We start from the raw sequence: 26335 nt of genomic DNA, 5'->3' as shown, positions 1-26335 counted from the left end.
CGACCGGCCCGCGGACCTCCGCCGGGCCCGCTTCCCGAAGGGGGGATGTTACCTAGCAAGCGCTTGTGTCATATTGGCCCTATGACCGCACCCGTGATCAACGGCTGGTTCACCGTGGACGGCGGCACCGCGCACCTGCTCGGCACCCGCTGCGCGGACTGCCGGACCGTCTACTTCCCGCCCCGGACGGGCTTCTGCCGCAACCCGTACTGCGACGGCGAGGACCTGGCGGAGACGCGCCTGCCGCGCCGGGGCACCGTGTGGTCCTACACCAACTCCTGCTACCCGCCACCCGCCCCGTTCGTGACCGCCGATCCCTATGTTCCCGTCACTCTCGCGGCGGTGGAGCTGGCTGGGACGGGGATCGTGGTACTCGGCCAGGTCAAGGACCTCACGGTGGACGACCTGCGGGTGGGCATGGAGCTCGAACTGACCACGGGCCCGCTCGCCGACGGCCCGCTGGTCTGGATGTGGGGCGCCCCTGGCGCCACCGGCGCCACCGGCGCCACAGCGGAGCGGCAGAACGGGGAGAGTTCATGAGCGACGTCGTCATCCTCGGCGCGGGAATGCACCCCTGGGGCAAGTGGGGTCGGCCCTTCGTCGAGTACGGGGTGGCGGCGGCCAGGGCCGCGCTGCGCGACGCGGGCCTGGAGTGGACGGACGTGCGGTTCGTGGTGGGCGCCGACACCATCAGGAACGGCTACCCGGGCTTCGTCGCCGGCGCCACCTTCGCCCAGGCCATGGGCTGGAACGGGGCGCGCATCGCCTCGTGCTACGCGGCGTGCGCCTCGGGCGCGCAGGCGCTGGACATCGCCAGGACCCGCATCCTGGCCGGCCTCTGCGACGTGGCGCTGGTCGTCGGCGCCGACTCCACGCCGAAGGGGTTCTTCGCGCCGGTGGGCGGCGACCGCCCCGACGATCCCGACTGGCTCAGGTTCCGGCTGCTCGGCGCCACCAACCCGGCGTACTTCGCGCTCTACGCGCGCAGGCGAATGGCCCTGTACGGCGACACCGCCGAGGACTTCGCCGCCGTCAAGGTGAAGAACGCCCTGGCCGGCTCGGCGAACGAGAACGCCCGCTACCGCGAAACCGTCACCGCCGCGCAGGTACTCACCTCCCCCCTGGTGGCCGACCCGCTGCGGTTGATGGACATCTGCGCCACCTCCGACGGCGGCGCCGCGCTGGTCCTGGCCTCCGCGGAGTTCGCCCGCCGCCACGGCGCGAGCCGCCCGGTACGGCTCGCGGCCGTCTCCACGGTGACGCCGTCCTTCCCCGGCACCGTGCTCGAACTGCCGGACTTCGCCACCGACTCCACCGCGGCGGTGCCGCCCCCCGAGCGCCCGTTCCGTGCCTCCATCGCCCACGCCGCCTACGAGGAGGCGGCCCTGGGCCCCGACGACCTGTCGTTCGCCGAGGTGTACGACCTGTCCACCGCGCTGGAGCTCGACTGGGTCGAGGACCTCGGCCTCTGCGCGCGGGGCGAGGCCGCGAAGCTGCTGCGCGCCGGGGACACCGCGCTCGGCGGCCGGATCCCGGTGAATCCCTCCGGCGGGCTGGCCTCCTTCGGCGAGGCGGTCCCCGCCCAGGCCATCGCCCAGGTCTGCGAGCTGACCTGGCAGTTGAGGGGCGTGGCGGGAGCGCGACAGGTGGAAGGTGCCCGGATCGGGCTGGCGATCAACCAGGGTCTGTTCGGCCACGGCTCTTCGATCATTGCCACAAGCTGACCATTCTTGACCCTCCCCAAAGCATGTCGCTGGATAGTCTCACTCCCGTTACTTTGAGTAGCCGCGCGCAGACGGTCCGTTCCAGAGGCCCCAAGACACTGCCGCGATTTCCTTCCAGGGGGAACCACACATGATTCGTCGTCTTCTCATCACTTCCGCGTGCGTCGGCATCGCCGTCCTCGCACCGGCCGTGGCCGCTTCCGCGTCCACGTCCTCCACCACCTCCACCACCAAGGCCGCGACCAAGTCCGTGGCCAAGGCCAAGGCCGCCAAGGCCGACTGCTGCGGCGTCGGCGTCGTCAGCGCGCCGCTCGCCGTCGCCTGCCCGACCGCCGCGGTGGTCGCGGCTCCCACCGTGGTCGCGGCTCCCGTGTACAGCGGCGTCTACGGGGCCGGCGTCTACGGGGCCGGCTGCGGCGGCGTCTACGGCGGCGGGATCTACGGCGGCGGCGTCTACGGCGGCGGGATCTACGGCGGCGGCGTCTACGGCGGTGGCGTCTACGGGGGCGGCATCGGCGGCGGCATCCTCGGCGGCGGCATCGGCCGGGGCAACAACATCGTCGGCGGCGGCAACGTGATCAGCAGCGGTAGCGGAGTCGGCCACGGCGTCGGCATCGGCGGCCTCGTCGGCATCGGCGGCGTCGGCGTCGACATCCTCTAGTAGGGCGGCATCCTGCCGTAGCGCAGTAGGGCGCGGCCCCCACATCTCGTTGTGGGGGCCGCGCCTTCCGCTTTTCCCGCCCCTGCTACACGTGTGTCACGTCGTGGGTCTCGGCGAAGTGGCAGGCGCTCGCGTGCGCGGTGCCCGGCCGGATCCGCAGCGGTGGCTCCTCGACGGCGCAGATCTCCGCCGCCTTCCAGCACCGCGTACGGAATCGACAGCCCGACGGCGGGCTGGCCGGGGACGGCGGGTCACCCTGGAGGATGATCCGCTCACGCCGCTCACGCCCCTCCGGGTTGGGCACCGGCACGGCCGACAACAACGCCTGGGTGTAGGGATGGGCGGGCCGGTCGTAGATCTCGGTCTCCTCGCCGAGCTCGACCATCTTCCCCAGATACATCACCCCGACCCGGTCGGAGATGTGCCGGACCACCGACAGGTCGTGGGCGATGAAGACGTAGGCGAGACCGAACTCGTCCTGCAGCCGTTCCAGCAGGTTGACGACCTGCGCCTGGATCGACACGTCCAGCGCGGAGACCGGCTCGTCGCACACGATGATCTCAGGCCGGAGCGCGAGCCCCCGGGCGATGCCGATGCGCTGGCGCTGGCCACCGGAGAACTGGTGGGGATAGCGGTTGACGTGGTCGGGATCCAGCCCCACGACCTCCAGCAGTTCCTGCACCCTGCGGCGCCGGTCGCCCTTGGGGGCCACGTCCCGGTGGATCTCGAACGGCTCACCGATGATGTCGCCCACGGTCATCCGGGGATTCAGCGAGGTGTAGGGGTCCTGCATGACCATCTGGATGTTGCGGCGGACCCGCTTGAGCTCGCCGCCCCTGGTCTGGGCGACCTCCCTGCCGTTGATCTTCACCGATCCCGAGGTGGGCCGCTCCAGCGCCATCAGGAGCTTGGCCAGCGTGGACTTGCCGCAGCCCGACTCTCCCACGATGCCGAGCGTCTCGCCCCGGCGCAGGTCGAAGGAGACCCCGTCGACCGCCTTGATCGAACCGATCTGCCTGCGCAGGACGATGCCCTGGGTCAGCGGGAAGTGCTTGACCAGATTCCGGACCTCCAGGATCGGCTCACCCGCGGCTGCCATCGAGGACCTCTCTCCAGTAGTGACACGCACTGGAGCGTGTCGGGTCGATCTCGTACAGCGCGGGCGCGTCGGTGACGCAGTTGTCCTGACGGTAGGGGCAACGCGGGTGAAAGGAGCAGCCGGAGGGCATGTCGAGCAGGTTCGGCGGCATGCCCTTGATGGCGTACAGCTCCTGCCCCTTCTGGTCGACCCGGGGAATCGAGTCGAGCAGACCCTTGGTGTACGGGTGGGCGGGCGCCCGGTAGATGTCGTGCACGGGGGCCTCCTCCACGATCCGCCCGCCGTACATGACCGCGATCCGGTCGGCGACGTCGGCCACCACACCGAGGTCGTGGGTGATCAGGATCAGGCCCATGTCGCTCTCCCGCCGCAGTTCGGCCAGCAGCTCCATGATCTGGGCCTGCACCGTCACGTCGAGGGCCGTGGTCGGCTCGTCGGCGATCAGCACCTCCGGGTCGAGCGCGATCGACATCGCGATCATGATGCGCTGGCGCATCCCCCCGGAGAACTGGTGCGGATAGTCGTGCACCCGTTGCCTGGCACCGGGAATGCGGACCCGGTCCATCAGCTCGATCGCCTTCTTCTCCGCGTCGCGTCTGGAGGTCCCCCGGTGCACCCGGAACATCTCACCGATCTGGAAACCGACGGTGAACACCGGGTTCAGCGCGGAGAGCGCGTCCTGGAAGATCATCGCGATCCGCCGGCCCCGGACCTGGGAGCGGGCGTCCTCCGAGAGTCCGAGCAGGTTCGTGCCCCGGAAGCGGATCTTCCCGCTGGGGATACGGGCCGGCGGGGAGTCGAGGATGCCCATGATGGCCTGCGCGGTCACCGACTTGCCCGAGCCGGACTCACCGAGCACGGCGAGCGTCTCCCCGGCGTTCAGCGAGTAGCTGACCCCGTTGACCGCCCTGACCACGCCCTGCCTGGTCACGAACTCCACGTGCAGGTCTTCGACGGCGAGCAGCGGCTCGCCGCCGGGAGCCCGGCCGGTCGGCACCACCTGTGTCGAGGTCTTCTTCACGGGTCCCCCTACCGCAGCTTCGGGTCGAGGGCGTCGCGGACGGCGTCGCCCAGCATGATGAAGGCCAGCACGGTAACGCTCAGGAAGGCCGCCGGGAACAGCAGCGCCCACGGAGCCTCCAGGAAACGCTCCCTGGCATCGGAGATCATGAGCCCCCACGAGATGTCGGGCGAGCGCAGGCCCACCCCGAGGAACGACAACCCCGCCTCGGCGGCGATGAAGTAGCCCAGGTTGATCGTGGCGACCACGATCACCGGGGCGATCGCGTTCGGCAGGATGTGCCGGGACATGATCCGCCACGCGGAGGCGCCGAGCGCCCGCGCCGCGAGCACGTAGTCCTGGCTCCTGGCGGTGATCACCGCGGCCCGCATGATCCGGTACGTCATCGGCCAGGTCAGTACGGCCATCGCGAGCATGACCGTCCACACGTTGCCGGTACGGAAGACGGCCAGGATGAGCAGGGCACCGAGGATCGACGGGATCGCGAAGAAGATCTCCGCGAGCCGGGAGACCAGGGTGTCCAACGCGCCGCCCGTGAACCCGGCGACGAGGCCGAGCATCCCGCCCACCAGCGCGGTGACCGCGGTGGTGCTCACACCGACCACGATCGAGTTACGGGCACCGTGGATCGTGCGGGCGTAGACGTCGCAACCGAGGTTGTCGGTGCCGAACCAGTGGGCGGCACCCATGCCCAGCCGGGTGTCCTCCAGCCGGCAGGTCGCGGCGTCGAACGGGTTCACCGAGCTGAACAGCCGGGGGAACGCGGCCATGGCGATCAGAACGGTGATGAGGGCGGCCGAGCCGATGAAGAGCGGCCGGCGGCGCAGGTCGTACCAGGCGTCGGACCACAGGCTCGCCGACCTGGGCGGCCTTCTCGCCGGCCCACCGTCCTGGGGTTTCTCGGGCCGGTCGGCGGCCGGGATCAGGGTTTCACTCATAGCGGATCCTCGGATCGAGCACGGCGTAGAGCAGGTCGACGACCAGGTTGGCCAGGATGTAGATCAGCACCAGCACCGTCACGATGCCGACGACCACGGGTTGCTCGCGCAGGTAGACGGAGCTGAAGAGCTGCCCGCCGATTCCCGGGAGGTTGAAGATCGTCTCGGTGATCACCGCGCCACCCATCAACGTGCCGAGATCGGCACCGAGATAGGTGATCAGCGGGATCAGCGCGTTGCGCAGCGCGTGCCTGCCGATGACCCGGCTCCTGGGCAGGCCCTTGGCCACCGCGGTGCGGATGTAGTCGGCACGCATGATCTCCACCAGGCTGTTCCTGGTGAGCCGGGTGAGGTAGGCGATCGACATCCCGGCGAGCACGAAGCCTGGCAGCAGGTAGCTCCGCCAGCCCGCCGAGATGCCCGCGACCGGGAAAAGGTCGACCCCGGCCTGCTTGAGCTTCACCCCCAGCAGCAGTTGGAGCACGAACCCGGTGACCAGGGTGGGCACCGAGATCAGCACCAGTGTGGAGGCGAGGATCAGCGAGTCGCTGGCCCTGCCGCGGCGCAGCGCCGCGAACAGGCCGAGACCCACACCGATGACGGCCTCCAGCACCAGGGCGGTCACCGCCAGGTTGATGGTCACCTGGAACTTGCCCGCGATGATCTCATCGACCCCCACCCCGGAGAAGGTGGTGCCGAAGTCGCCGCCGGCCAGGCCGGTGATGTAGTACCAGTACTGCACCAGGAACGGATCGTTCAGGTGATACTGCTCGCGCAGGATGGCGACGATGTTGGGGTCGATGCGCTTCTCGCCCGCCAGCGCCGCGATGGGGTCGCCGGGCAGCGCGAAGACGACGGCGTAGATGAGCAGGGTGGCGCCCAGCAGGACTGGTATCGCCTGGAGCAGGCGTCTGATGATGTAGCGGCCCATTCAGTTCTCCCGTACGTGCCCGGTGGCGATCTCGCGGACCGGCGGGTCGCGCGGCGCCGCGAGATCGCCCCGGGGCGGCCGTTGAGGGCCGGGGTCCCACCCGGCCCTCAACCGGTGGTCAGCTGACCTTCTCGACCTCGGCCCACTCGACCTGGTTGAGCAGGTTGACCCTCACACCCTTGATGTTCTTGGAGAACGCGGCGTTGTTCCGGTAGAAGTAGACCGGGATGTAGGGCAGTTCCTTGATCAGGACATCGTCGGCCTGCTGGTAGAACTTCAGGCCCTCCTCCGGTGTGGGCGCGGTGTCGCCCTTGACCAGGAGTTCGTCGAACTCCTTGTTCGACCAGCCGGCGTAGTTGGAACCGGTCTTGATCGCGACGGTGGAGAAGATCGGGGTGAGGTAGTTCTCCGCCGACGGGTAGTCGATCGCCCAGCCCATCCGGAACAGGCCGCCGTAGGTCTTCTTGTCGAGCTCGTCGAGGATCGCGGCGAACTTCTCGAACGGCTTGACCGTCACCTCGATGCCCAGGTTGGCACGGAGGTTGTTGGCGACGGCCTCGATCCACTCCTTGTGCGGGCCGTCGGAGTTGTAGCCCAGCTCCAGCGTCTTGGGGCCGCCGTTGGCCGCGTACTGTTCCTTGGCCTTGGCGGGGTCGTAGGCGCAGGCCGCGCAGGCGCCGGGCCGGTATCCGTCGAGCAGCGGGTTGATGAAGTCGTCCGCCGGGGCGCGCGTGCCGGAGAAGACCTTGTCGGCGATGGTCGCGCGGTCGATGGCCATCGAGACGGCCTCGCGGACCTTCACGTTCGAGTACGTCTTGTTGTGCCCCACGGGGAAGCCGAGGTAGCCGATGCCGCCGTCCGGCGTGTCCAGGTAGCGCTCGCCGAGCTCCGACTTCGCCCTGGAGATCGCCGAGGGAGGCAGCGAGTCATGGACGTCGAGGTTGTCCGCGACCAGGTCGTTGAACGCGGTCTCCGAGCTCGTGTAGAGCTTGAACTGGAGCTTGGTGAACTTCGGCTTCGCCCCGGCGAACTTGTCGTAGCGGGTGAGGTCGATCGTCTGGTCGGTGCCCTTGTTGTACGGCTTGTCGAACTGGAAGTAGCCCTGGCCGATCGGCTTCTTGGCGTACTCCTCGGTGACCTTGCCGTCGGCGCCGAAGGCCGCCTTGGGCAGCGGGTAGAACGCGGTGTACCCCAGCAGCGTCTTGAACTGTGAGAACGGCTTGCTGAGGGTGACGGTGAAGGTGCTCTCGTCGACGACCTTCAGCCCCTTCATCTCCTTGGTGGAGACGGTCTGCCCCTCACCGGGGTTCAGGTCGGCCCAGCCGTCCACCCGGCCGAAGAAGCCGTTGGCGCCCTGTACGTTGTCCTGGTTGGCGGCGTAGTTCCACGCGTCGACATAGTTCTGGGCGATCAGTGGCTCACCGTTGTGCCAGGTGTAGCCGGGCTTGAGCTTGATCGTCCACACCGTGTTGTCCGTCGTCTCGATCGACTCGGCGACCTCGTCGACGACCTGCTTGTTGTCGTCGTAGCCGACCAGCGGGGCGAAAACGGCGGCCAGCACCTCGGCGCCCTCGGACTCGGTGGTGTCGCCGGGATAGAAGAGTTTCTGCGGCTCGCCGAGTTCCATGCGTACGGGCAGGTCGGCCGAGGTGGCCCCGCCCTCCGGAGACGTCGAGCCGCCGCACGCGGTGAGGGCGAGGGCGAGCAACGTGGTGCCGACGGTGAGTCGCGCACCCGTGGTTAAACGCATTGCGGTAAATCCTCCCTTTGCAGACTTGCGTCAACGCTGGGATCCACGACCCGAGTAACGCGAGGGAGGATCTTGTGGCCCCCGCCTCCCGCCACTCCCGTCCGGGCGCTGACGCCACACCGATCGATCGTGACTATCCCCTACCGCGCCACACTGACCCATATCCGTAATGTTGCAGTTCGGTCACGCGTTAACTGACTCAGCGTCAAGTGTCCACCACATCAACCTGACCAGGGCACTACATGCCCACAAATACGACATACGGGTATGCGCAAGGCATCAACGATCACGTCAAACTCCCCTCGCGCCAGGACCGCTCACCGCCGTTGCCTTTCCATGACCCCGACCTGGATCCACACTTGCCGGGCCGCAAAAAATCCGGCCCCTCCCTGGCGAACCACACAATTACCCTGGAACCTCTTTCCCGGAGATCCCGTCCAATGTGTGCGGCAGCACGCCGCCGCAGGCGCTTCATCCACCCACATCCAATAGAGTCCTTGCCATGAGCCAGCCGGAATCCGCGATCGCGGACGCCCAGGCGGGCGGCCCGAGTAACGGCACCCCAGAGCCGCTGGCCAAGCTCGCCGCGCGTTACGGACTTCGGCGTGCCATCGCACGCCCGAGTCTGCTCGTCTACCTACGCCAGTTGTGGGAACGACGACATTTCGTCATGACGTACGCGACCTCGCGCAACGTCTCGAAGTACAGCAACTCAGCCCTGGGCCAGCTCTGGCAGGTCCTCACCCCGCTGTTGAACGCCGCGATCTACTTCCTGATGTTCGGCGTGATCCTGGGCGCGAGCAAGGGCATCGACAACTACCCGGCCTTCCTCATCACCGGGATGTTCGTCTTCACCTACACGCAGCGCTCGGTGAGCGGCGGCGCCAAGGCGATCTCCGGCAACCTGTCGCTGATCCGGGCCCTGCACTTCCCGCGCGCCGCGCTCCCGCTGGCCTACACGATCCAGGAGTTCCAGCAACTCCTGATCTCCATGGGCGTGCTGTTCGCCCTGGTGCTGGTCACCGGCGAGCCGATCACCCTGCTGTGGCTGTTGATCCCGGTCGCCCTGGCACTGCAGACGATGTTCAACGTCGGCGCCAGCCTGGTGCTCGCCAGGGTCGGCTCCACCGCCCGCGACCTGAACCAGCTGCTTCCCTTCATCATGCGCACCTGGCTCTACGCCTCCGGAGTCTTCTTCTCCATCGAGGACCGGGTCGTGGGCCCCAACGGCGCCGGCCTCCCCCAGTGGGTCGCCGACATCATGTACTTCAACCCGGCCGCCGCGTACATCGAGCTCATGCGGGACCTGCTCATGCAGACCCACCCGGCCCGGCCCTATATCTGGGCGGTCTGCGTATTCTGGGCAGTGTTCGCTCTGCTCGGCGGCTTCTGGTACTTCTGGCGAGCCGAGGAGAAGTACGGCCGTGGCTGAGTTGACCGAGGAGCTGTCCCGAGTGAAGGCCGAGGAGCCCGCCGTGCCCGGCACGGACGTCAGGGTGCATCCCAACCCGGAACCCGCCAAGGGCGCCCGGGAGGGCACCCCCACGGTCATCGTGGACGACCTGCACATCATCTACCGGGTCTACGGCGCGGCCAGCGACGTGGAGAAGGGCAACGCCGTCAACGCCCTGATGCGCCTCGTCAAGCGCCAGGGACGGCCGCAGATGAAGGAGGTGCACGCCGTGCGCGGCGTCTCCTTCGTGGCTCGTCACGGCGACGCCATCGGCATCATCGGCCGCAACGGCTCCGGCAAGTCCACCATGCTGCGCGCCATCGCCGGGCTGCTGCCCCCGCACTCCGGCGCCGTCTACACCAACGGCCAGCCCTCCCTGCTCGGCGTCAACGCCGCGCTGATGCGCGAGCTCACCGGCGAGCGCAACATCGTGCTCGGCTGCTACGCGATGGGCATGAACCCCGCGCAGGTCAAGGAGAAGTACGACGACATCGTCGACTTCTCCGGCATCGGGGAGTTCGTCCAGTTCCCCATGTCCACCTACTCCTCGGGCATGGGCGCCAGACTCCGCTTCGCCATCGCCTCGGCCAGGTCCCACGACGTGCTGCTCATCGACGAGGCGCTGGCCACCGGCGACCGCGAGTTCCGGCGCAAGAGCCAGGACCGGATCAAGAAGATGCGCGACGAGGCCGGCACCGTCTTCCTGGTCGCCCACAACCTCGACGTGATCGAGGAGACCTGCAACCGGGTCATCTGGTTGCACAAAGGCAAAATCAAGATGGACGGCGACCCGCAGACGGTCCTCGCCGCCTACAACAAGGTCTGATCGCCGGGCAAGATGAGGAGCGACCGAAAAGACGCTCCCATCGGAGGTGAATCGTGTCCACCCGGCCACCGATTCCGTACGACTTCCTGCCCCAGGTTCCCGCGCTGACCGTCGAAAGCGACGACGTGCGCGACGGAGAGCGCCTGGCCGCGGCCCAGGTGTTCAACGACTGGGGATTCAACGGCCAGAACGTCTCGCCCCAGCTGCGCTGGTCCGGCGCACCCGAGGGCACTCTCAGCTACGCCGTGACCTGCTTCGACCCCGACGCGCCCACCGGCAGCGGGTTCTGGCACTGGCTGCTGTTCGACATCCCCGCGGACGTGACCGAGCTGGACGCCGGCGCGGGGGCCGGTGACGGCGGTGTGGGCGTGCACGGCCGCAACGACTACGGCATCACCGCCTACGGCGGGGCCGCACCGCCCCCCGGACATCCGCACCGCTACATCTTCGCGGTGCACGCCCTCGACGTGGAGAAGCTCGGCCTCGGCGCCGACGCCTCGGCCGCCGTGCTGGGTTTCAACATCACCGCCCACACTCTGGCCCGCGGATACGTCGTTCCCGAGTACGAGAGCTAGCCGACAGGACGTGACACAGGAGGCAATGGACTGACAGCGTGTTCGGTGATCCGGTATGATTCGAACGTTGTTTCGATCCAAGGATGCCGTCATGGAGTGGGGGCGCGCGATGCGAGAGCTGTCCACCGCGATCGACCACCTGTCCGTCGAGGACCCGTCAGAGATTCCACGTCTCCAGCTCACCGAGCAGCTCATCGAGCTGCACTGGCAGATGGCCAGGCTCCAAGCCGAGATCGCCCGCCGCACCTCCGTGCGACGCCCGGGTCGCTGAGACGGCGGGGAGACCGACCGGTCTCCCCGCCGCCACAGACGACGAACAGGTCTCGCGATATATCTTAAGTAGTCGTACACTCGCGTCATGACGTCTCATCACCCCGTTCTGCGCGCCTCCGACGCCGATCGCGACCGCGTGGCCGCGGTGCTGGGCGAGGCGCTCGCCACCGGCCGCCTGACCAGCGTCGAGCACGCCGACCGCCTGGACATCGCCTACCGCGCCGTCACCACGGACGACCTCGCCCCCCTCACCGGCGACCTGCCCGACGTCGTGGCCCCCGGCCGCGAGTCCGCCACCGAGCGGCAGCAGGTCGGGGCCGTCTTCAGCAAGGTCGTGCGCGGCGGGCGCTGGCTCGCCGGGCGGCACACCACGCTGAGCGCCACCTTCGGCGCGTTGATCGTCGACCTGTCCGAGGCCGTGCTCCCCGGCAGGGAGATCACCCTGGAGGTCAACTCCCTCTGCGGCAAGCTGATCGTCCGGGTTCCGGAGAACGCCCACGTCATCGACGAGGTCAGCGGCATGTTCGCCAAGAGACACGTCTCAGGCGGCCGGGGTGGCGAGGGCTCCCCCGTCATCCGGGTCGTCGGCCGGGCCACCTTCGGGAAGATCATCGTCTCCCGGGAGAGAACCGACTGGAATCTCCCCGGCACTCCCTGATCACCCCGGCGGGACATTCCGCTCCCGGGGCCGCCTACGATGCGGACAAACCATCCCGCACGAGGTGACCGCTTGCCTGAGACCACTGCTCCCGGCACCATGCCGATCGCCCTGGACGCGATGGGCGGTGACCACGCCCCTGACGAGATCGTGGCGGGAGCCGTGCGGGCGGTGCGAGAGCACGGGATCTCCGTCGTGCTCGTCGGCGCCCCCCGCCCCCTGTACGAGGCACTCGCCCGGCATGACGCGACCACCGAGATCCCGATCGTCAGGACCGAGGAGGCTCTGGCCATGGACGAGGGTGCCCTCGCCAGCCTGCGCCGCCCGCGCTCCAGCATCGCCGTCGCCTGCCACCTCGTCCGGCGGGGTGACGCCTGCGCCGTGGTCTCCGCCGGGTCCACCGCCGGGATCGTGGCCACCGGAAAGCTCCGGCTCCGCGGCCAGCCCGGCGTGCTCAGGCCCGCCATCGCCGTCGCCCTGCCGACCAGGCCCACCCCGACCGTCCTGCTGGACGCCGGAGCGAACTCCGAGGTCAAAGCCGAGATGCTGGTGCAGTTCGCGCACCTCGGCGCCGCCTACGCCGAGACGGCGCTGGGCATCGAGAATCCCAGGATCGGCCTGCTGACCATCGGCAGCGAGCCGGGGAAGGGCAACAAGCTCGTCAAACGTGCCCACGAACTGCTGTCGGCCGCCCCCGGCCTCGACTTCTCGGGCAACGTCGAGGGCCACGACCTGCTCACCCGTACCGTGGACGTCATCGTCGCCGACGGATTCACCGGCAACGTGGCGCTCAAGACCATGGAGGGCAGCGTCCGCTACGCCTTCGCCGAGCTCCGCGAGACGGTCAGGGAGAGCCGGACGGCCAGGGTGGGCGGCCTGCTGCAGAAGAGACGCATCAGGGAGCTCTACCGGCGGCTCGACCCCGAGGTCCACGGCGGGGCCGTGCTGCTCGGCCTGAACGGCACCGTGGTCATCGCGCACGGCGCCTCACACGCCAAAGGGGTGAGCGCCGCCTGCGTGCTCGCGGCCAAGCTGGCCCACGAGGGCGTGGTGAACCGCATCGGCGAACGCCTCGCCGCCGTCCCCCGCCCGCACCGCCTCTGGTGACGTGCCACGAAACCCCTGGCCGCCGCCCGCACCGCCTCCGGTGACCCTCCGCGAACACGTCACCAACCTGCGGTGATATTTACCGCGCATCAGGTGACGTATTCCACCGAATTCTCCGACCCCGCGTACCCTTGAGTCCCAGTCGATCGGCAGGGGGCCGTGTGGAGCAGGTGACACAGCGCGGGCTGACCTCGGCAGAGGTCGCCGAGCGCGTGGCCCTCGGGCAGGTCAACGACGTCAGACGCCGATCGAGCAGATCGGTCTCGGCGATCCTCAGGGCCAATGTCCTCACCCTCTTCAACGGGGTGATCGGCGTACTCTGGGTGCTGATCATGATCTTCGGGGAGTGGCAGGACGGCCTCTTCGGCCTGGTGATCGTGGCCAACGCGGGCATCGGCATCATCCAGGAGCTCCGCGCCAAGCGCACCCTCGACCGGCTCGCCATCGTCAACGAGGCTCCGGTCAAGGTCCGCAGGGACGGCGCGGAGACCGAGATCCCGCCCCGGCAGGTGGTGTTCGGCGATCTCATCCTGCTCGCGCCCGGCGACCAACTGCTGGTCGACGGCGAGACCGTTGACTCCGACGGGCTGGAGGCGGACGAGTCCCTGCTCACCGGCGAGGCCGACCCGGTGCACAAGCTGCCTGGCGACGAGGTCCTGTCCGGCAGCTTCGTGGTCGCCGGCCGGGGCTCCTACGTCGCGACCAGGGTGGGCGGCGACGCCTACGCGGCCAGACTCGCCGAGGAGGCCAGCGCGTTCGGCCTGTCCCACTCGGAACTGCGCGACGGCATCACCCGGTTCATCAAGTACGTGACCTGGCTGGTCGTTCCGATCGGCGCCCTGCTCACCTGGAGCCAGGTCAGCAGGCGGACCGGCATCGGCGAGGCGGTCACCAGCACGGTCGCCGGCATCGTCACCATGATCCCCGAGGGCCTGGTCCTGATGACCAGCATCGCCTTCGCCGTCGGCGTGATCCGGCTGGGCAGGCGCCGCTGCCTGGTCCAGGAGCTCCCCGCGATCGAGATCCTGGCCCGGGTCGACACTCTCTGCCTCGACAAGACCGGCACGCTCACCTCGGGCGGCATGGAGCTCGGTGAGGTCCGCGGGCTCCGCGACGACCTGCCCGTGCCCGAGGCGCTGGGCGCGCTGGCCAACCTCGACCCCGACCCCAACCCCACGGCCCGGGCCATCCAGACCCGCTACCCCGACTCCCCCGGCTGGACCGTCGCCGCCAAGATCCCCTTCTCCTCGGCCCGCAAGTGGAGCGGCGCCGAGTTCGACGGGCACGGCTGCTGGGTCCTGGGCGCCCCCGACGTCCTCCTGCCGCCCGGCACCCCGGCGTACACCGAGGCTGGGGCACTCGCCGCCACCGGTCTGCGGGTGCTCGCCCTGGGGAAGGTCGCCTCGCTGCGCGACCCCGACGACCTCGGCACCGTCGAGGCCGCGGCCATCGTCGTGCTCAGGCAGCGCGTCCGCCCCGAGGCGGCCGAGACCCTCGCCTACTTCGCCGAACAGGGCGTCACCGTCAAGGTCATCTCCGGCGACAACCCCGAGTCGGTGTCGGCCATCGCCACCTCCGTCGGCATCCCCGGCGGAGAGCGCGCGGTGGACGCCCGCACCCTGCCGGATGACAATCCCGAGAAGCTCGCCGAGATCATGGAGGCCAACACCGTCTTCGGCCGGGTCAGCCCGCACCAGAAACGGCTGTTCGTCGGCGCGCTCCAGTCGCGCGGGCACACGGTCGCGATGACCGGCGACGGCGTCAACGACGTGCTCGCGCTCAAGGACGCCGACCTCGGCGTGGCGATGGGCTCCGGCAGCGGCGCCACCCGGGCGGTCGCCCAGATCGTGCTGATGAACGACAGCTTCGCCGGCCTGCCCTCCGTGGTGGGCGAGGGCCGGCGGGTGCTGGCCAACATCGAACGGGTCGCCGGCCTCTTCCTCACCAAGACCTTCTACGCGATCGTGCTCTCCCTGCTCACCGGGGTCATCGGGCTCGCCTTCCCGTTCGCTCCCCGGCACTCCACGCTGATCAACGCGCTGACGATCGGCATCCCCGCGTTCTTCCTCGCGCTCGCGCCGAGCAACGAGCGCGCCAGGAGCGGCTTCGTGCCACGTGTGCTCCGGCTGGCGGTCCCCGCCGGGATCATCTGCGCCACCGCCGTCTACCTGTCGTACTGGATCGCCCAGAGCGGGGCCGCCACCCTGGCGGAGAGCCGCACCTCGGCGGTGATCACGCTGTTCGTCGCCGCCTGGTGGGTGCTGGCCCTCGTCGCCCGCCCGTACGTCTGGTGGCGGGTCGCGCTCGTGGCCTCCATGGCCGGGCTGTTCGCCCTCGCCCTCGCCATCCCGTTCACCCGCGAGTTCTTCGCGCTCACCCTCCGCGACCCCGCCGCGGGCGGAGTCGCGGCCGGGCTCGGCGTCGCCGCGGGGGCCGTGCTGACCGGCGTCTTCGCGGTCATGCGATCCCGCCGTACCGGGCCCGGCCAGGGTGATATCCAATCGGTTCAGGATCGGTCAACCGCTACCCTTGGAACATGACCGACCCGCAATTCGCCCTCACCGAACGCGTCCAGCAGGCGCTGGCCGCGGCCTTTGGTGCCGAATACTCCGACGCAGACCCGCTGATCCGTCCCTCGCAGTTCGCCGACTACCAGGCGAACGTGGCGATGAGTCTGAGCAAGCGGCTGCGACGGGCCCCGCGGGAGGTCGCCCAGGAGATCGCCGAGCATCTCACCGGGCGGGCCGACGACCCGTTCCCCGGTACCGTCGAGGTCAGCGGCCCCGGTTTTCTCAACCTGACCCTCTCCGACGACTGGATCACCGCACAGGTCTCGGAGATCCACGCCGACCCGCGCGCCGGCGTGGGCGTGTCCGCCTCGCCGCAGACCATCGTGATCGACTACTCCGCGCCCAACGCGGCCAAGGAGATGCACGTCGGCCACCTGCGCACGACGATCGTGGGCGACGCGCTCGCCCGGGTCCACGAGCACCTGGGCCACAGGGTCATCCGGCAGAACCATCTCGGCGACTGGGGCACGCCGTTCGGCATGCTCATCGAGCACCTGCTGGACATCGGCGAGGAGGCCGCCGTCGCCCAGCTGGAGGCCGGCGAGGGCAACGCCTACTACCAGGCTGCCCGGGTGAAGTTCGACACCGACCCCGAGTTCAACAGGCGGGCCCGCGCCCGGGTCGTCACCCTGCAGGCCGAAGAGCCCGAGACGATGCGCCTGTGGCACATCTTCATGAACGCCACGGTCCGCTACTTCAACAAGGTCTACGTCCAGCTCGGCGTGACGCTGACCAACGAGGACATCGCCGGCGAGAGCATGTACAACCACGTGCTCGCCCAGGTCTGCGACGAGCTGCAGGAGCGCGGCATCGCCGTGCTCAGCGACGGCGCGCTCTGCGTCTTCCCGCCCGGCTACACCGGCCGCGAGGGCCAGCCGCTCCCCCTGATGATCCGCAAGAGCGACGGCGGGTACGGCTACGGCACCACCGACATGGCCACGATCCGCTACCGGGTCCAGGACCTCAAGGCCGACCGCATCCTCTACGTGATCGGCGTGACCCAGTCGCTGCACATGTCGATGGTGTTCGACTCGGCCAGGTTGGCGGGTTGGCTGCCCGAACACGTCAGGGCGGAGCACATCCAGATCGGCAGCGTGCTGGGCTCCGACGGCAAGATGTTCAAGACCAGGAGCGGGAAGTCGGTCAAGCTTCTGGAGCTGCTCGACGAGGCCGAGACCAGGGCCGCCGGAGTGATCCAGGATCGCGAGTACGACGACGCCGAGCGCGAAAGGATCGCGCACGCCGTCGGTATGGGCGCGGTCAAGTACGCCGACCTGTCGGTCAGCCACGACAGCGAGTACGTCTTCGACTTCGACCGCATGCTCGCCCTGACCGGCAACACCGGCCCCTACCTGCAGTACGCCCAGGCCCGTATCCGCTCCATCTTCCGCAGGGGCGGGGTGACCCCGGCCGAGACGGCCGGACCCATCGTGCTGGGCCACCCGGCCGAGCGCGCGCTGGCACTCCAGCTCCTCCGCTTCGGCTCGGTGGTCGAGGAGATGGCGGAGAACTCGGCGCCGCACAAGCTGGCCTCCTACCTCTTCGACACGGCGAGCGCCTTCACCACGTTCTTCGAGAACTGCCCGGTGCTGAAGGACGACGTCGAGGCCGCCACCCGTGCCTCGCGGCTCGCCCTGTGCGCGCTCACCCTGAAGGTCATGGAGACCGGCCTGGGCCTTCTCGGCGTCCCCGTGCCCGAGCGCATGTAACCTGTCCACCAGATGATCGTCTTTATTGGGAAATCAAAGGCGATCATCTGGCAAAGTCATGTTCGGCGCGCCTCCCCGCGGGGATGTCCGAAGCGCAATACGCTGGCGCGGTCATCGGTCACAACTTCGGGGAGTTCTCTGCCTTGAGCACGGACCTGACCGCGAATCCGCAGGCCGGGACAGAGCTGCACCGCTGTGCCGACGCGCTCCTCACCGACCTGGCCGCCGGCACCGTCCCCGCCGAGCTGCCGACCGGTTTCGCGGACATGTCCGACCACTGGCTGGCTCCGGCCATCGAGGCCCTCGTGCTGCTCATGCGCGGCGAGGAGGCGCTCGAACCCCTGGCCCGCGCCGCCCAGCGCGACGAGCGGCGGACCGCGCTCTTCCTCTGCCTCGCACTCGCCGTCGCCGGCCAGGGCGACCGCATCCACGCCTCCTGGCTCGGCAGCGCCTTCGGGGACCTGTCCCTGGACCGCCCGGTGACCCACGGCCAGCGGGCCCTCTGGCTCGCCGCCGCCCGCGGAGCGTACGGCCCGGCGGGAAAGATCTTCGTTCTCCGCAGACTCGACGCGGTGGCCGCGTCCCCGGCATCCGAACCCGACCTGTGGTTGCGCGCTCTGGTCCCCGACGAGCCCTCGACCGTCGTGTCACCGGCCCTGGCCGGGTTCGCGGAACTCGCCGAACTCCCGGAGTTCGCCGTTCCCGTACAGGCCGCCGCCAGGCTGACCCACCTGCGCGACCGCTGCGCCGAGATCACCTCGGCCCGTGAGAGCACCCCCGGAGCGGGTGACGGGACCGGGACCGGCCTGGATGACCTCGCGCTCCTTGAGGCCGCGCAGACGGATCGCTCCGGCGAGGCGACGGTCGTGTGGAGCGAGGACGAACCGCTGACCGTGCTCCGCCAGCTGATGGGGTCCGGCACCCCCGAGCGCCCGATGAGGCCGCTCACCAGCCACCTTCTCAGCGATCTGCACCCTGGCTCCCATCCTTACCTGGCCGCGATCGCGCTGCATGTGGCCGCGCCCATCGTGCGGTCCGCGGCGGAGAGGCTCGCCGAGGCCACCCGGGCCGAGGCCCCCGAGTCGGTCACCATGCCGATCCTCGGCCACCGCGTGACGCTCCGCCCCGAGGGACCCGACCCCGAGTCGCTGGGCGCCGCCGAGGAACGCATCGCCACCGAGGGCACGCCGGTCCGCGGCCGGCCCCGGGCGGCCTACCTGCTACTCGCCCTCGCCCCGGTGATCCTGGTGGTCGCGCTGGTCCTTCCCGTTCTCCCGCTCGCGCTGCTCGCGCCGCTACCGGCCGCGGCGGGGGGCTACCTGCTGTGGCGCAGGCGCAGGCGTGAACGGGCGGACGCCGAATACGTCGTCAAACAGCTGTCCGAGCTAAGGGAGCTCGCTCAGGGCGCGGTGTGGGCCCTGCATGACTACGCTCGCGAGTCGGAGGGCCGGGTCAAGACAGCGGCCTCCGACCTGGCCGAACTCACCCGGCTGCTCCGCCGGGGGCCCCGGGCGGGCTGACCGGCTCCGTTCGCCGGATGTCCTTCACCCACGGGTGTTCTTCACCGGCGGGTGTCTCAGCGACGCCGAACCTGCCGCTCGCGCGACCGTGGCGGGGGCCGATCTCTCGGACCCCGCACATCCAGGTCGCCGCTGGATCACCCGTTGGTGATCTCCACCTCGGCAGGGGCCAGCAGGAAGACCTTCTCCGCGATCCGCTCGATACGCCCTTCGCAGCCGTACGCCAGCCCGGCGACGAAGTCGACCATCCTCGTGGCCTCGGCGGTGCTCATCCCGCTGACGTCCATGATGACCGTCTGACCTTCGCGAAAGTGTTGTCCGATGACCGGTGCGTCGTTGTACTTCATCGGCGTGAGCATCACGATTCGTGAGGGCTCGTTCATCGCGTGCCAGCGCTTGGCCGCGCGCTCCGAGGCAGACTGCCAGTCCTCGCCTTCGACCTCATCCTCGTAGTCGTAGGACTCGTCATACTGCTCGGCCCCGCCCAGACCAAGGTAGCTTGCCACCTTGCGCACTGCCCCCATCGGCTCGTCCTTTCGCCAGGACCACGCCGTACCCGGCCTGTCCCTACATCTTGGACGGTAACCGACGATCTGAAGTTCGCCATGCGACACGCCCAGCGCTTATTTCCACTTTGTACGGCTACCGCACTGGTCTGCCCGATCCCTGACTTTGCCCGATCCCTTGACTCGACTTCAACTGATATCTCCAGCGCCGCTAGCATCGCGTCATGCTCGTCTACACGGTCGATTCGTTTACCGATGAATTTTTCAAGGGTAACCCTGCCGGGGTCTGTGTACTCGGCAATCCAGTCCCTGACACCTGGATGCAGTCCGTGGCGGCGGAGATGCGGCACTCCGAGACAGCCTTCCTGCTCGAAGCGGAGGACGGCGGACCGTACTCACTCCGTTGGTTCACGCCGGTGACCGAGGTGGCCCTCTGCGGGCATGCGACCCTGGCCACGGCGCATGTGCTGTATTCCACGGGAACGGTCCCAGAAACCCTCGAATTCTCGACGAAGAGTGGAATCCTGTCCGTGACCAGGGATAAATCAGGTTTAATCAGCATGGATTTCCCGGCAAAAGTACTCCAAGAGACGCCCCTCCCCAGAGGACTGATCGATGCGCTCGGAGTTAAACCTGTTTGGGGAGGAAAAAATGTTTGGGATTATCTCGTCGAGGTCGAGTCCGAGGACGCCGTGCTCGCCGCGGCCCCTGACTTCCGCGCCTTGGAGGCCGTCGACGCGCGGGGAGTCATCGTGACGGCTCGGGCATCCAGACCGGGCGCCGACTACGTCTCCCGCTTCTTCGCCCCCCGCGTCGGAGTACCCGAGGACCCGGTGACGGGCTCCGCCCACTGCGCGCTCGCTCCCTACTGGTCGGCCAGGCTCGGCTCCGACAGCCTGGTGGGCGCCCAGCTGTCGCAGCGCGGAGGCGTGGTCCGCACGACCGTACGGGGCGACCGGGTAGAGCTGGCGGGACGCGCGGTGACCGTGCTCTCCGGCGAGCTCCACGCCTAGGTCCTGTCCCCTTCCTCGCCACGGCACGATCCGGGGGAGAGCGCCCAGGGCTCCGTGGCCTCTGGCCGGCCGATGGCTCCCGGTCCGTGAAGTCGTCACAGCAGAAAGGCTCCCACCGACTGGCGGGAGCCCCGGCAAGCCCCTTCCGGAACCCCCTCGGAAAACACGAAGGCCCCCACCGAAAGGTGAGGGCCTTCATATGAAAGATTGTCCGGCGGCGACCTACTCTCCCACACCGTCCCCGGTGCAGTACCATCGGCGCTGAAGAGCTTAACTTCCGGGTTCGGAATGTAACCGGGTGTTTCCCCTTCGCCATAACCGCCGTAACACTATGAAACACACAAACCACCGTTTGCTGTCTCAGAATTGCCTAGTGGACGCGAGCAAGAATTGCTTTGTGGTCAAGTCCTCGGCCTATTAGTACTGGTCAGCTCCACACATTACTGCGCTTCCACCTCCAGCCTATCAACCCGGTCGTCTACCGGGAGCCTTACCCCCTCACAGGGTGGGAGACCTCATCTCAAGGCGAGCTTCCCGCTTAGATGCTTTCAGCGGTTATCCCTTCCGAACGTAGCCAACCAGCCGTGCTCCTGGCGGAACAACTGGCACACCAGAGGTTCGTCCGTCCCGGTCCTCTCGTACTAGGGACAGCTCCTTTCAAGTCTCCTGCGCGCGCAGCGGATAGGGACCGAACTGTCTCGCGACGTTCTAAACCCAGCTCGCGTGCCGCTTTAATGGGCGAACAGCCCAACCCTTGGGACCTACTCCAGCCCCAGGATGCGACGAGCCGACATCGAGGTGCCAAACCATCCCGTCGATATGGACTCTTGGGGAAGATCAGCCTGTTATCCCCGGGGTACCTTTTAGCCGTTGAGCGACGGCGCTTCCACATGCCACCGCCGGATCACTAGTCCCAGCTTTCGCTCCTGCTCGACCCGTCGGTCTCACAGTCAAGCTCCCTTGTGCACTTACACTCGACACCTGATTGCCAACCAGGCTGAGGGAACCTTTGGGCGCCTCCGTTACTCTTTAGGAGGCAACCGCCCCAGTTAAACTACCCACCAGACACTGTCCCTGATCCGGATCACGGACCGAAGTTAGACGTTCAAAACGACCAGAGTGGTATTTCACCAATGACTCCACCACCACTAGCGTGATAGCTTCACCGTCTCCCACCTATCCTACACAAGACGCTCCAAACGCCAATGTCAAGCTATAGTGAAGGTCCCGGGGTCTTTCCGTCCTGCTGCGCGTAACGAGCATCTTTACTCGTAGTGCAATTTCGCCGGGTCTGCGGTTGAGACAGCGGGGAAGTCGTTACGCCATTCGTGCAGGTCGGAACTTACCCGACAAGGAATTTCGCTACCTTAGGATGGTTATAGTTACCACCGCCGTTTACTGGCGCTTAAGTTCTCAGCTTCGCGAAGTCGAAACTCCACTAACCGGTCCCCTTAACGTTCCAGCACCGGGCAGGCGTCAGTCCGTATACATCGTCTTACGACTTCGCACGGACCTGTGTTTTTAGTAAACAGTCGCTTCCCCCTGGCCTCTGCGACCCCCACCAGCTCAGAACGCAAAGGTTCGTCACCAGCGAAGGCCCCCCTTCTCCCGAAGTTACGGGGGCAATTTGCCGAGTTCCTTAACCACAGTTCACCCGATCGCCTTAGTATTCTCTACCTGACCACCTGAGTCGGTTTAGGGTACGGGCCGCCACGACACTCACTAGAGGCTTTTCTCGGCAGCATAGGATCACCCACTTCGCCACAATCGGCTCGGCATCACATCTCAGACTCAATGTGTTGCGGATTTGCCTACAACACGTCCTACATGCTTACCCCAGGACTACCATCGCCTGGGCTGGGCTACCTTCCTGCGTCACCCCATCGCTTACCTACTACCAGTTCAGGCCAGGCGTTCACCCTCACCCCAAGCCCGAAGGCTCGGAGGGGTTAAGGACCCTTAGTATCACTGGATTCAGTATTGGCGCATCGTAGCGGGTACGGGAATATCAACCCGTTGTCCATCGACTACGCCTGTCGGCCTCGCCTTAGGTCCCGACTTACCCTGGGCGGATTAGCCTGCCCCAGGAACCCTTGGTCATCCGGCGCAGAAGTTTCTCACTTCTGATTCGCTACTCATGCCTGCATTCTCACTCGCACAGCCTCCACAGCTGGATCACTCCGCTGCTTCGCCGGCCGCACGACGCTCCCCTACCCATCCACACACCTAAACCACAAAGGCTCAGTTATACGTGTGAATGCCACGACTTCGGCGGTGTACTTGAGCCCCGCTACATTGTCGGCGCGGAATCACTTGACCAGTGAGCTATTACGCACTCTTTCAAGGATGGCTGCTTCTAAGCCAACCTCCTGGTTGTCACTGCGACTCCACATCCTTTCCCACTTAGCACACGCTTAGGGGCCTTAGTCGGTGGTCTGGGCTGTTTCCCTCTCGACTACGGAGCTTATCCCCCGCAGTCTCACTGCTGCGCTCTCACTTACCGGCATTCGGAGTTTGGCTGACGTCAGTAACCTTGTCGGGCCCATTAGCCATCCAGTGCTCTACCTCCGGCAAGAAACACGCAACGCTGCACCTAAATGCATTTCGGGGAGAACCAGCTATCACGGAGTTTGATTGGCCTTTCACCCCTAAACACAGGTCATCCCCCAGGTTTTCAACCCTGGTGGGTTCGGTCCTCCACGCGGTCTTACCCGCGCTTCAACCTGCCCATGCCTAGATCACTCCGCTTCGGGTCTACAGCATGCGACTCAAACGCCCTATTCAGACTCGCTTTCGCTACGGCTCCCCCACACGGGTTAACCTCGCCACACACCATAACTCGCAGGCTCATTCTTCAAAAGGCACGCAGTCACATCACAAACACTCCGAAAAGTGTTTACGCTCCTACGGCTTGTAGGCACACGGTTTCAGGTACTATTTCACGACCCCTCACCGGGGCGCTTTTCACCTTTCCCTCACGGTACTTGTTCACTATCGGTCATCAGGGAGTATTTAGGCTTACCAGGTGGTCCTGGCAGATTCACACAGGATTTCTCGGGCCCCGTGCTACTTGGGATCCCCTCCAACAGTCCAACCAATTTCGCCTACCCGACTCTCACGGTCTACGGCGCCACTTCCCAGAAGCTTCAGCTATCGGAAGGATTTCTTACTGTCTGGAGGAACGGCAGCTCCTCCCAGAGGGTCCCACAACCCCGTAAACGCAACGCCTGCCGGCTATCACACGCCTACGGTTTAGCCTGATCCGCTTTCGCTCACCACTACTCACGGAATCACTATTTGTTTTCTCTTCCTACGGGTACTGAGATGTTTCACTTCCCCGCGTTACCACCAACCGCCCTATACATTCAGGCGGAGGCAACACCACATGACTGGTGCTAGGTTTCCCCATTCGGACATCCCCGGATCAAAGTCTGGTTGGCGACTCCCCGGGGCTTAACGCAGCCTCCCACGTCCTTCATCGGCTCCTGATGCCAAGGCATCCACCGTGTGCCCTAAAAAACTTGGCCACAAAGATGCTCGCGTCCACTATGCAAATCTCAAACAACAAACAGCGACCAAACCCACCCCGCCACCAACACCCGAACCCTCAACAGGCCGAGCTGGTATGACAGGAGGATGGTCCCGCATGAGGCTCCAACAGACAGCAAGCCCGCCACAAGCGGGCCCGCCACAATGTCCGTTTCCTCAGGACCCAACAGTGTGTTCACCCCAGCGAAACCCCACAACCGCCGTTCCCACTCCCCAACTCCGAAGAACCAGGGCGGTACTAACCGATCAGCGATCCCGCCGAACCGAATAGCCAGTGCTCCACTAATGAGCGCGCCGAGCGTGGAACGTTCGCCCACGAACACGGCATGGACCACGACCACCCGAAGATGACCGCGACCGATGCTCCTTAGAAAGGAGGTGATCCAGCCGCACCTTCCGGTACGGCTACCTTGTTACGACTTCGTCCCAATCGCCAGCCCCACCTTCGACCGCTCCCCCCAGACAAGCTGGTTGGGCCACGGGCTTCGGGTGTTGCCGACTTTCGTGACGTGACGGGCGGTGTGTACAAGGCCCGGGAACGTATTCACCGCAGCGTTGCTGATCTGCGATTACTAGCGACTCCGACTTCATGGGGTCGAGTTGCAGACCCCAATCCGAACTGAGACCGGCTTTTAGGGATTCGCTCCACCTCACGGTATCGCAACCCTCTGTACCGGCCATTGTAGCATGTTTGCAGCCCAAGACATAAGGGGCATGATGACTTGACGTCATCCCCACCTTCCTCCGAGTTGACCCCGGCAGTCTCCAATGAGTCCCCACCACCCCTAAAAGGAGCGTGCTGGCAACATTGAACAAGGGTTGCGCTCGTTGCGGGACTTAACCCAACATCTCACGACACGAGCTGACGACAGCCATGCACCACCTGTCACCCAGTCCGAAGAGGGCTCCATCTCTGAAGCTTTCCGGGCGATGTCAAGCCTTGGTAAGGTTCTTCGCGTTGCGTCGAATTAAGCAACATGCTCCGCCGCTTGTGCGGGCCCCCGTCAATTCCTTTGAGTTTTAGCCTTGCGGCCGTACTCCCCAGGCGGGGCGCTTAATGCGTTAGCTACGGCGCGGAAACCGTGGAAGGTCCCCACACCTAGCGCCCAACGTTTACAGCGTGGACTACCAGGGTATCTAATCCTGTTCGCTCCCCACGCTTTCGCTCCTCAGCGTCAGGTAAGGCCCAGAGAACCGCCTTCGCCACCGGTGTTCCTCCTGATATCTGCGCATTTCACCGCTACACCAGGAATTCCGTTCTCCCCTACCTACCTCTAGCCAGCCCGTATCGAATGCAGACCTGGAGTTAAGCCCCAAGCTTTCACACCCGACGTGACAAGCCACCTACGAGCTCTTTACGCCCAATAATTCCGGACAACGCTTGCGCCCTACGTATTACCGCGGCTGCTGGCACGTAGTTAGCCGGCGCTTCTTCTGCAGGTACACGTCAACTTCGTCCCTGCTGAAAGAGGTTTACAACCCGAAGGCCGTCATCCCCCACGCGGCGTCGCTGCGTCAGGCTTTCGCCCATTGCGCAATATTCCCCACTGCTGCCTCCCGTAGGAGTCTGGGCCGTGTCTCAGTCCCAGTGTGGCCGGTCGCCCTCTCAGGCCGGCTACCCGTCGTCGCCTTGGTAGGCCGTTACCCCACCAACAAGCTGATAGGCCGCGAGTCCATCCCCAACCGAAAAAACTTTCCACACCCACCCGATGCCGGGAGGTGTCGTATCCGGTATTAGACCCAGTTTCCCGGGCTTATCCCAGAGTCAGGGGCAGGTTACTCACGTGTTACTCACCCGTTCGCCGCTCGAGTACCCCGAAGGGCCTTTCCGCTCGACTTGCATGTGTTAAGCACGCCGCCAGCGTTCGTCCTGAGCCAGGATCAAACTCTCCAAACAATGTCTGAACAGTTGCTCCCGGCTGAAAGCACCCATCACACATGATGGATGTTCAACCAAAGGAATCCGTCCCCCACCCCAATGACAGGGCAGGTTGGACAGGGTTGTGCTTCATGCACTGGCTTTTAACACACTGTTGAGTTCTCAAGAAACGGACGCGTACACCGTCGTCCCGGCTGGTTTTGGCCGGAGAACCAGGGGCGGTTCGTTTTCGTGCTGTTCTTTCGTTGTGCCGTTATTCTTTCAGGCCCGCTTTTTCGTGTCAAACCGGCTCGTTTTGAATCGATTGACTTGATCTTGCAGGTCTTGCTGGAATTCGGCGACTCCGTTTCCAGAGCAACCCCTCAAACTTACCAGCACCTGAGCGGCTCTGCGAACCGGTCTCCGGAACCTTGGGTTTCAAAGGGATTGTCAGCGGACACGACACAAGCCATACGGAAGTCACCGGAGTGATTAGAGTGGTTTGCGTCGGACCCTGCCGACTCCAAAAGATTAGCAGTCCTCCAAGAGCGCTCGGAACGTAACGGCGAACCCCGTACGAGGAAACCTTGGGCC

19 protein-coding genes and 3 rRNA genes are annotated in these 26335 nt (G+C 66.4%); 13 read left to right on the top strand and 9 right to left on the bottom strand.

The genetic code is table 11. From position 1 onward, the window contains the following. The first annotated feature begins 81 nt into the window (after positions 1-81). The 3 genes from ACFQVD_RS35145 to ACFQVD_RS35135 all read left to right on the top strand — a co-directional run bounded on the left by ACFQVD_RS35145 (position 82) and on the right by ACFQVD_RS35135 (position 2385). Positions 82-540 carry a Zn-ribbon domain-containing OB-fold protein gene (locus ACFQVD_RS35145; RefSeq protein ID WP_343966955.1) on the top strand — a complete coding sequence of 153 codons (459 nt, stop codon included), beginning with the start codon at positions 82-84 and terminating at the stop codon, positions 538-540. Then, entirely contained in the window at positions 537-1724 is a 1188-nt protein-coding gene (locus tag ACFQVD_RS35140) for a lipid-transfer protein (protein WP_343966957.1), read from the top strand. Before ACFQVD_RS35145 ends, ACFQVD_RS35140 begins: the two co-directional genes overlap by 4 nt. 130 nt (positions 1725-1854) lie before the next feature. Beyond that, positions 1855-2385 (top strand): hypothetical protein, encoded by a 531-nt coding sequence (locus ACFQVD_RS35135; protein ID WP_343966960.1) that lies wholly within the window; start codon positions 1855-1857, stop codon positions 2383-2385. Positions 2386-2470: 85 nt separating this feature from the next. Here the strand turns inward: ACFQVD_RS35135 and ACFQVD_RS35130 are convergent, their stop codons facing one another. The 5 genes from ACFQVD_RS35130 to ACFQVD_RS35110 all read right to left on the bottom strand — a co-directional run bounded on the left by ACFQVD_RS35130 (position 2471) and on the right by ACFQVD_RS35110 (position 8124). After that, positions 2471-3484, bottom strand: a complete 1014-nt coding sequence (locus ACFQVD_RS35130) for an ABC transporter ATP-binding protein (RefSeq protein ID WP_343966963.1) — start codon at positions 3482-3484, stop codon at positions 2471-2473. After that, complete coding sequence (locus ACFQVD_RS35125; protein ID WP_343966965.1) at positions 3468-4505, bottom strand: ABC transporter ATP-binding protein; 1038 nt, start codon at positions 4503-4505, stop codon at positions 3468-3470. The genes ACFQVD_RS35130 and ACFQVD_RS35125 overlap by 17 nt, the downstream gene beginning before the upstream one ends. Before the next feature lie 8 nt (positions 4506-4513). Beyond that, the gene (locus ACFQVD_RS35120; protein ID WP_343966967.1) at positions 4514-5443 is read right to left on the bottom strand and encodes an ABC transporter permease; all 930 of its coding nucleotides are present in this window, start codon (positions 5441-5443) and stop codon (positions 4514-4516) included. Further along, positions 5436-6374 (bottom strand): ABC transporter permease, encoded by a 939-nt coding sequence (locus ACFQVD_RS35115; protein WP_343966969.1) that lies wholly within the window; start codon positions 6372-6374, stop codon positions 5436-5438. The genes ACFQVD_RS35120 and ACFQVD_RS35115 overlap by 8 nt, the downstream gene beginning before the upstream one ends. Positions 6375-6492: 118 nt before the next feature. After that, the gene (locus ACFQVD_RS35110) at positions 6493-8124 is read right to left on the bottom strand and encodes a peptide ABC transporter substrate-binding protein (protein WP_343966972.1); all 1632 of its coding nucleotides are present in this window, start codon (positions 8122-8124) and stop codon (positions 6493-6495) included. A 502-nt stretch (positions 8125-8626) separates the two neighbouring features. Between ACFQVD_RS35110 and ACFQVD_RS35105 the strand changes: the two genes are divergently transcribed. The 9 genes from ACFQVD_RS35105 (at position 8627) to ACFQVD_RS35065 (ending at position 18815) form a co-directional block, all read left to right on the top strand. Beyond that, positions 8627-9556 carry an ABC transporter permease gene (locus tag ACFQVD_RS35105; protein ID WP_343966975.1) on the top strand — a complete coding sequence of 310 codons (930 nt, stop codon included), beginning with the start codon at positions 8627-8629 and terminating at the stop codon, positions 9554-9556. Between the two features lie 43 nt (positions 9557-9599). Further along, the gene (locus tag ACFQVD_RS35100; protein WP_386274424.1) at positions 9600-10403 is read left to right on the top strand and encodes an ABC transporter ATP-binding protein; all 804 of its coding nucleotides are present in this window, start codon (positions 9600-9602) and stop codon (positions 10401-10403) included. A gap of 53 nt (positions 10404-10456) precedes the next feature. Further along, on the top strand, positions 10457-10978 hold the full coding sequence (locus ACFQVD_RS35095; protein WP_343966979.1) for a YbhB/YbcL family Raf kinase inhibitor-like protein: 522 nt from the start codon (positions 10457-10459) through the stop codon (positions 10976-10978). Between the two features lie 91 nt (positions 10979-11069). After that, the gene (locus ACFQVD_RS35090) at positions 11070-11249 is read left to right on the top strand and encodes a hypothetical protein (RefSeq protein ID WP_030925184.1); all 180 of its coding nucleotides are present in this window, start codon (positions 11070-11072) and stop codon (positions 11247-11249) included. A gap of 87 nt (positions 11250-11336) precedes the next feature. After that, a complete protein-coding gene (locus ACFQVD_RS35085; protein WP_343966983.1) occupies positions 11337-11909 on the top strand; it encodes a DUF1707 SHOCT-like domain-containing protein in 573 nt (190 codons plus the stop codon). Between the two features lie 99 nt (positions 11910-12008). Continuing rightward, on the top strand, positions 12009-13016 hold the full coding sequence (gene plsX, locus ACFQVD_RS35080; RefSeq protein WP_343966994.1) for a phosphate acyltransferase PlsX: 1008 nt from the start codon (positions 12009-12011) through the stop codon (positions 13014-13016). Between the two features lie 161 nt (positions 13017-13177). Continuing rightward, positions 13178-15556, top strand: coding sequence for an HAD-IC family P-type ATPase (locus ACFQVD_RS35075; RefSeq protein ID WP_343966985.1), 2379 nt, complete (start codon positions 13178-13180; stop codon positions 15554-15556). Continuing rightward, positions 15553-17295 carry an arginine--tRNA ligase gene (argS, locus tag ACFQVD_RS35070; protein ID WP_343966987.1) on the top strand — a complete coding sequence of 581 codons (1743 nt, stop codon included), beginning with the start codon at positions 15553-15555 and terminating at the stop codon, positions 17293-17295. The genes ACFQVD_RS35075 and argS overlap by 4 nt, the downstream gene beginning before the upstream one ends. A gap of 143 nt (positions 17296-17438) precedes the next feature. Next, positions 17439-18815 (top strand): hypothetical protein, encoded by a 1377-nt coding sequence (locus ACFQVD_RS35065; protein ID WP_343966989.1) that lies wholly within the window; start codon positions 17439-17441, stop codon positions 18813-18815. Between the two features lie 137 nt (positions 18816-18952). On the opposite strand, the gene ACFQVD_RS35060 is transcribed toward ACFQVD_RS35065, so the two are convergent. Continuing rightward, positions 18953-19339, bottom strand: coding sequence for a cell division protein SepF (locus ACFQVD_RS35060; RefSeq protein ID WP_030925173.1), 387 nt, complete (start codon positions 19337-19339; stop codon positions 18953-18955). 206 nt (positions 19340-19545) lie between these two features. Here ACFQVD_RS35060 and ACFQVD_RS35055 point away from each other — a divergent pair, with 206 nt between their 5' ends. Next, positions 19546-20334, top strand: a complete 789-nt coding sequence (locus tag ACFQVD_RS35055) for a PhzF family phenazine biosynthesis protein (protein ID WP_343966992.1) — start codon at positions 19546-19548, stop codon at positions 20332-20334. A gap of 209 nt (positions 20335-20543) precedes the next feature. Here ACFQVD_RS35055 and rrf read toward each other — a convergent pair. The 3 genes from rrf to ACFQVD_RS35040 all read right to left on the bottom strand — a co-directional run bounded on the left by rrf (position 20544) and on the right by ACFQVD_RS35040 (position 25780). Next, positions 20544-20660 (bottom strand): 5S ribosomal RNA (rrf, locus tag ACFQVD_RS35050). A gap of 71 nt (positions 20661-20731) precedes the next feature. Continuing rightward, positions 20732-23861: ribosomal RNA gene (locus ACFQVD_RS35045) — 23S ribosomal RNA — on the bottom strand. Between the two features lie 393 nt (positions 23862-24254). After that, a 16S ribosomal RNA gene (locus tag ACFQVD_RS35040) occupies positions 24255-25780 on the bottom strand. The 16S, 23S and 5S rRNA genes sit together here, the layout of an rRNA operon. Between the last annotated feature and the right edge of the window lie 555 nt (positions 25781-26335).

This window comes from Streptosporangium amethystogenes subsp. fukuiense (genome assembly GCF_042665875.1).
Lineage (GTDB): Bacteria > Actinomycetota > Actinomycetes > Streptosporangiales > Streptosporangiaceae > Streptosporangium > Streptosporangium fukuiense.
The sequence above is the reverse complement of the archived record's forward strand: the minus strand, read 5'-3'. Positions and strand labels throughout refer to the sequence as shown.

Excerpts from the sequence above, each read along its gene's own strand:
- ACFQVD_RS35110 (WP_343966972.1), bottom strand. The coding sequence starts at position 8,124 with ATGCGTTTAACCACGGGTGCGCGACTCACCGTCGGCACCACGTTGCTC.
- plsX (WP_343966994.1), top strand. The coding sequence starts at position 12,009 with ATGCCGATCGCCCTGGACGCGATGGGCGGTGACCACGCCCCTGACGAG.
- ACFQVD_RS35130 (WP_343966963.1), bottom strand. The coding sequence starts at position 3,484 with ATGGCAGCCGCGGGTGAGCCGATCCTGGAGGTCCGGAATCTGGTCAAG.
- ACFQVD_RS35085 (WP_343966983.1), top strand. The coding sequence starts at position 11,337 with ATGACGTCTCATCACCCCGTTCTGCGCGCCTCCGACGCCGATCGCGAC.
- ACFQVD_RS35090 (WP_030925184.1), top strand. The coding sequence starts at position 11,070 with ATGGAGTGGGGGCGCGCGATGCGAGAGCTGTCCACCGCGATCGACCAC.
- ACFQVD_RS35115 (WP_343966969.1), bottom strand. The coding sequence starts at position 6,374 with ATGGGCCGCTACATCATCAGACGCCTGCTCCAGGCGATACCAGTCCTG.
- ACFQVD_RS35140 (WP_343966957.1), top strand. The coding sequence starts at position 537 with ATGAGCGACGTCGTCATCCTCGGCGCGGGAATGCACCCCTGGGGCAAG.
- ACFQVD_RS35135 (WP_343966960.1), top strand. The coding sequence starts at position 1,855 with ATGATTCGTCGTCTTCTCATCACTTCCGCGTGCGTCGGCATCGCCGTC.
- ACFQVD_RS35145 (WP_343966955.1), top strand. The coding sequence starts at position 82 with ATGACCGCACCCGTGATCAACGGCTGGTTCACCGTGGACGGCGGCACC.
- ACFQVD_RS35120 (WP_343966967.1), bottom strand. The coding sequence starts at position 5,443 with ATGAGTGAAACCCTGATCCCGGCCGCCGACCGGCCCGAGAAACCCCAG.
- argS (WP_343966987.1), top strand. The coding sequence starts at position 15,553 with ATGACCGACCCGCAATTCGCCCTCACCGAACGCGTCCAGCAGGCGCTG.
- ACFQVD_RS35105 (WP_343966975.1), top strand. The coding sequence starts at position 8,627 with ATGAGCCAGCCGGAATCCGCGATCGCGGACGCCCAGGCGGGCGGCCCG.
- ACFQVD_RS35060 (WP_030925173.1), bottom strand. The coding sequence starts at position 19,339 with ATGGGGGCAGTGCGCAAGGTGGCAAGCTACCTTGGTCTGGGCGGGGCC.
- ACFQVD_RS35055 (WP_343966992.1), top strand. The coding sequence starts at position 19,546 with ATGCTCGTCTACACGGTCGATTCGTTTACCGATGAATTTTTCAAGGGT.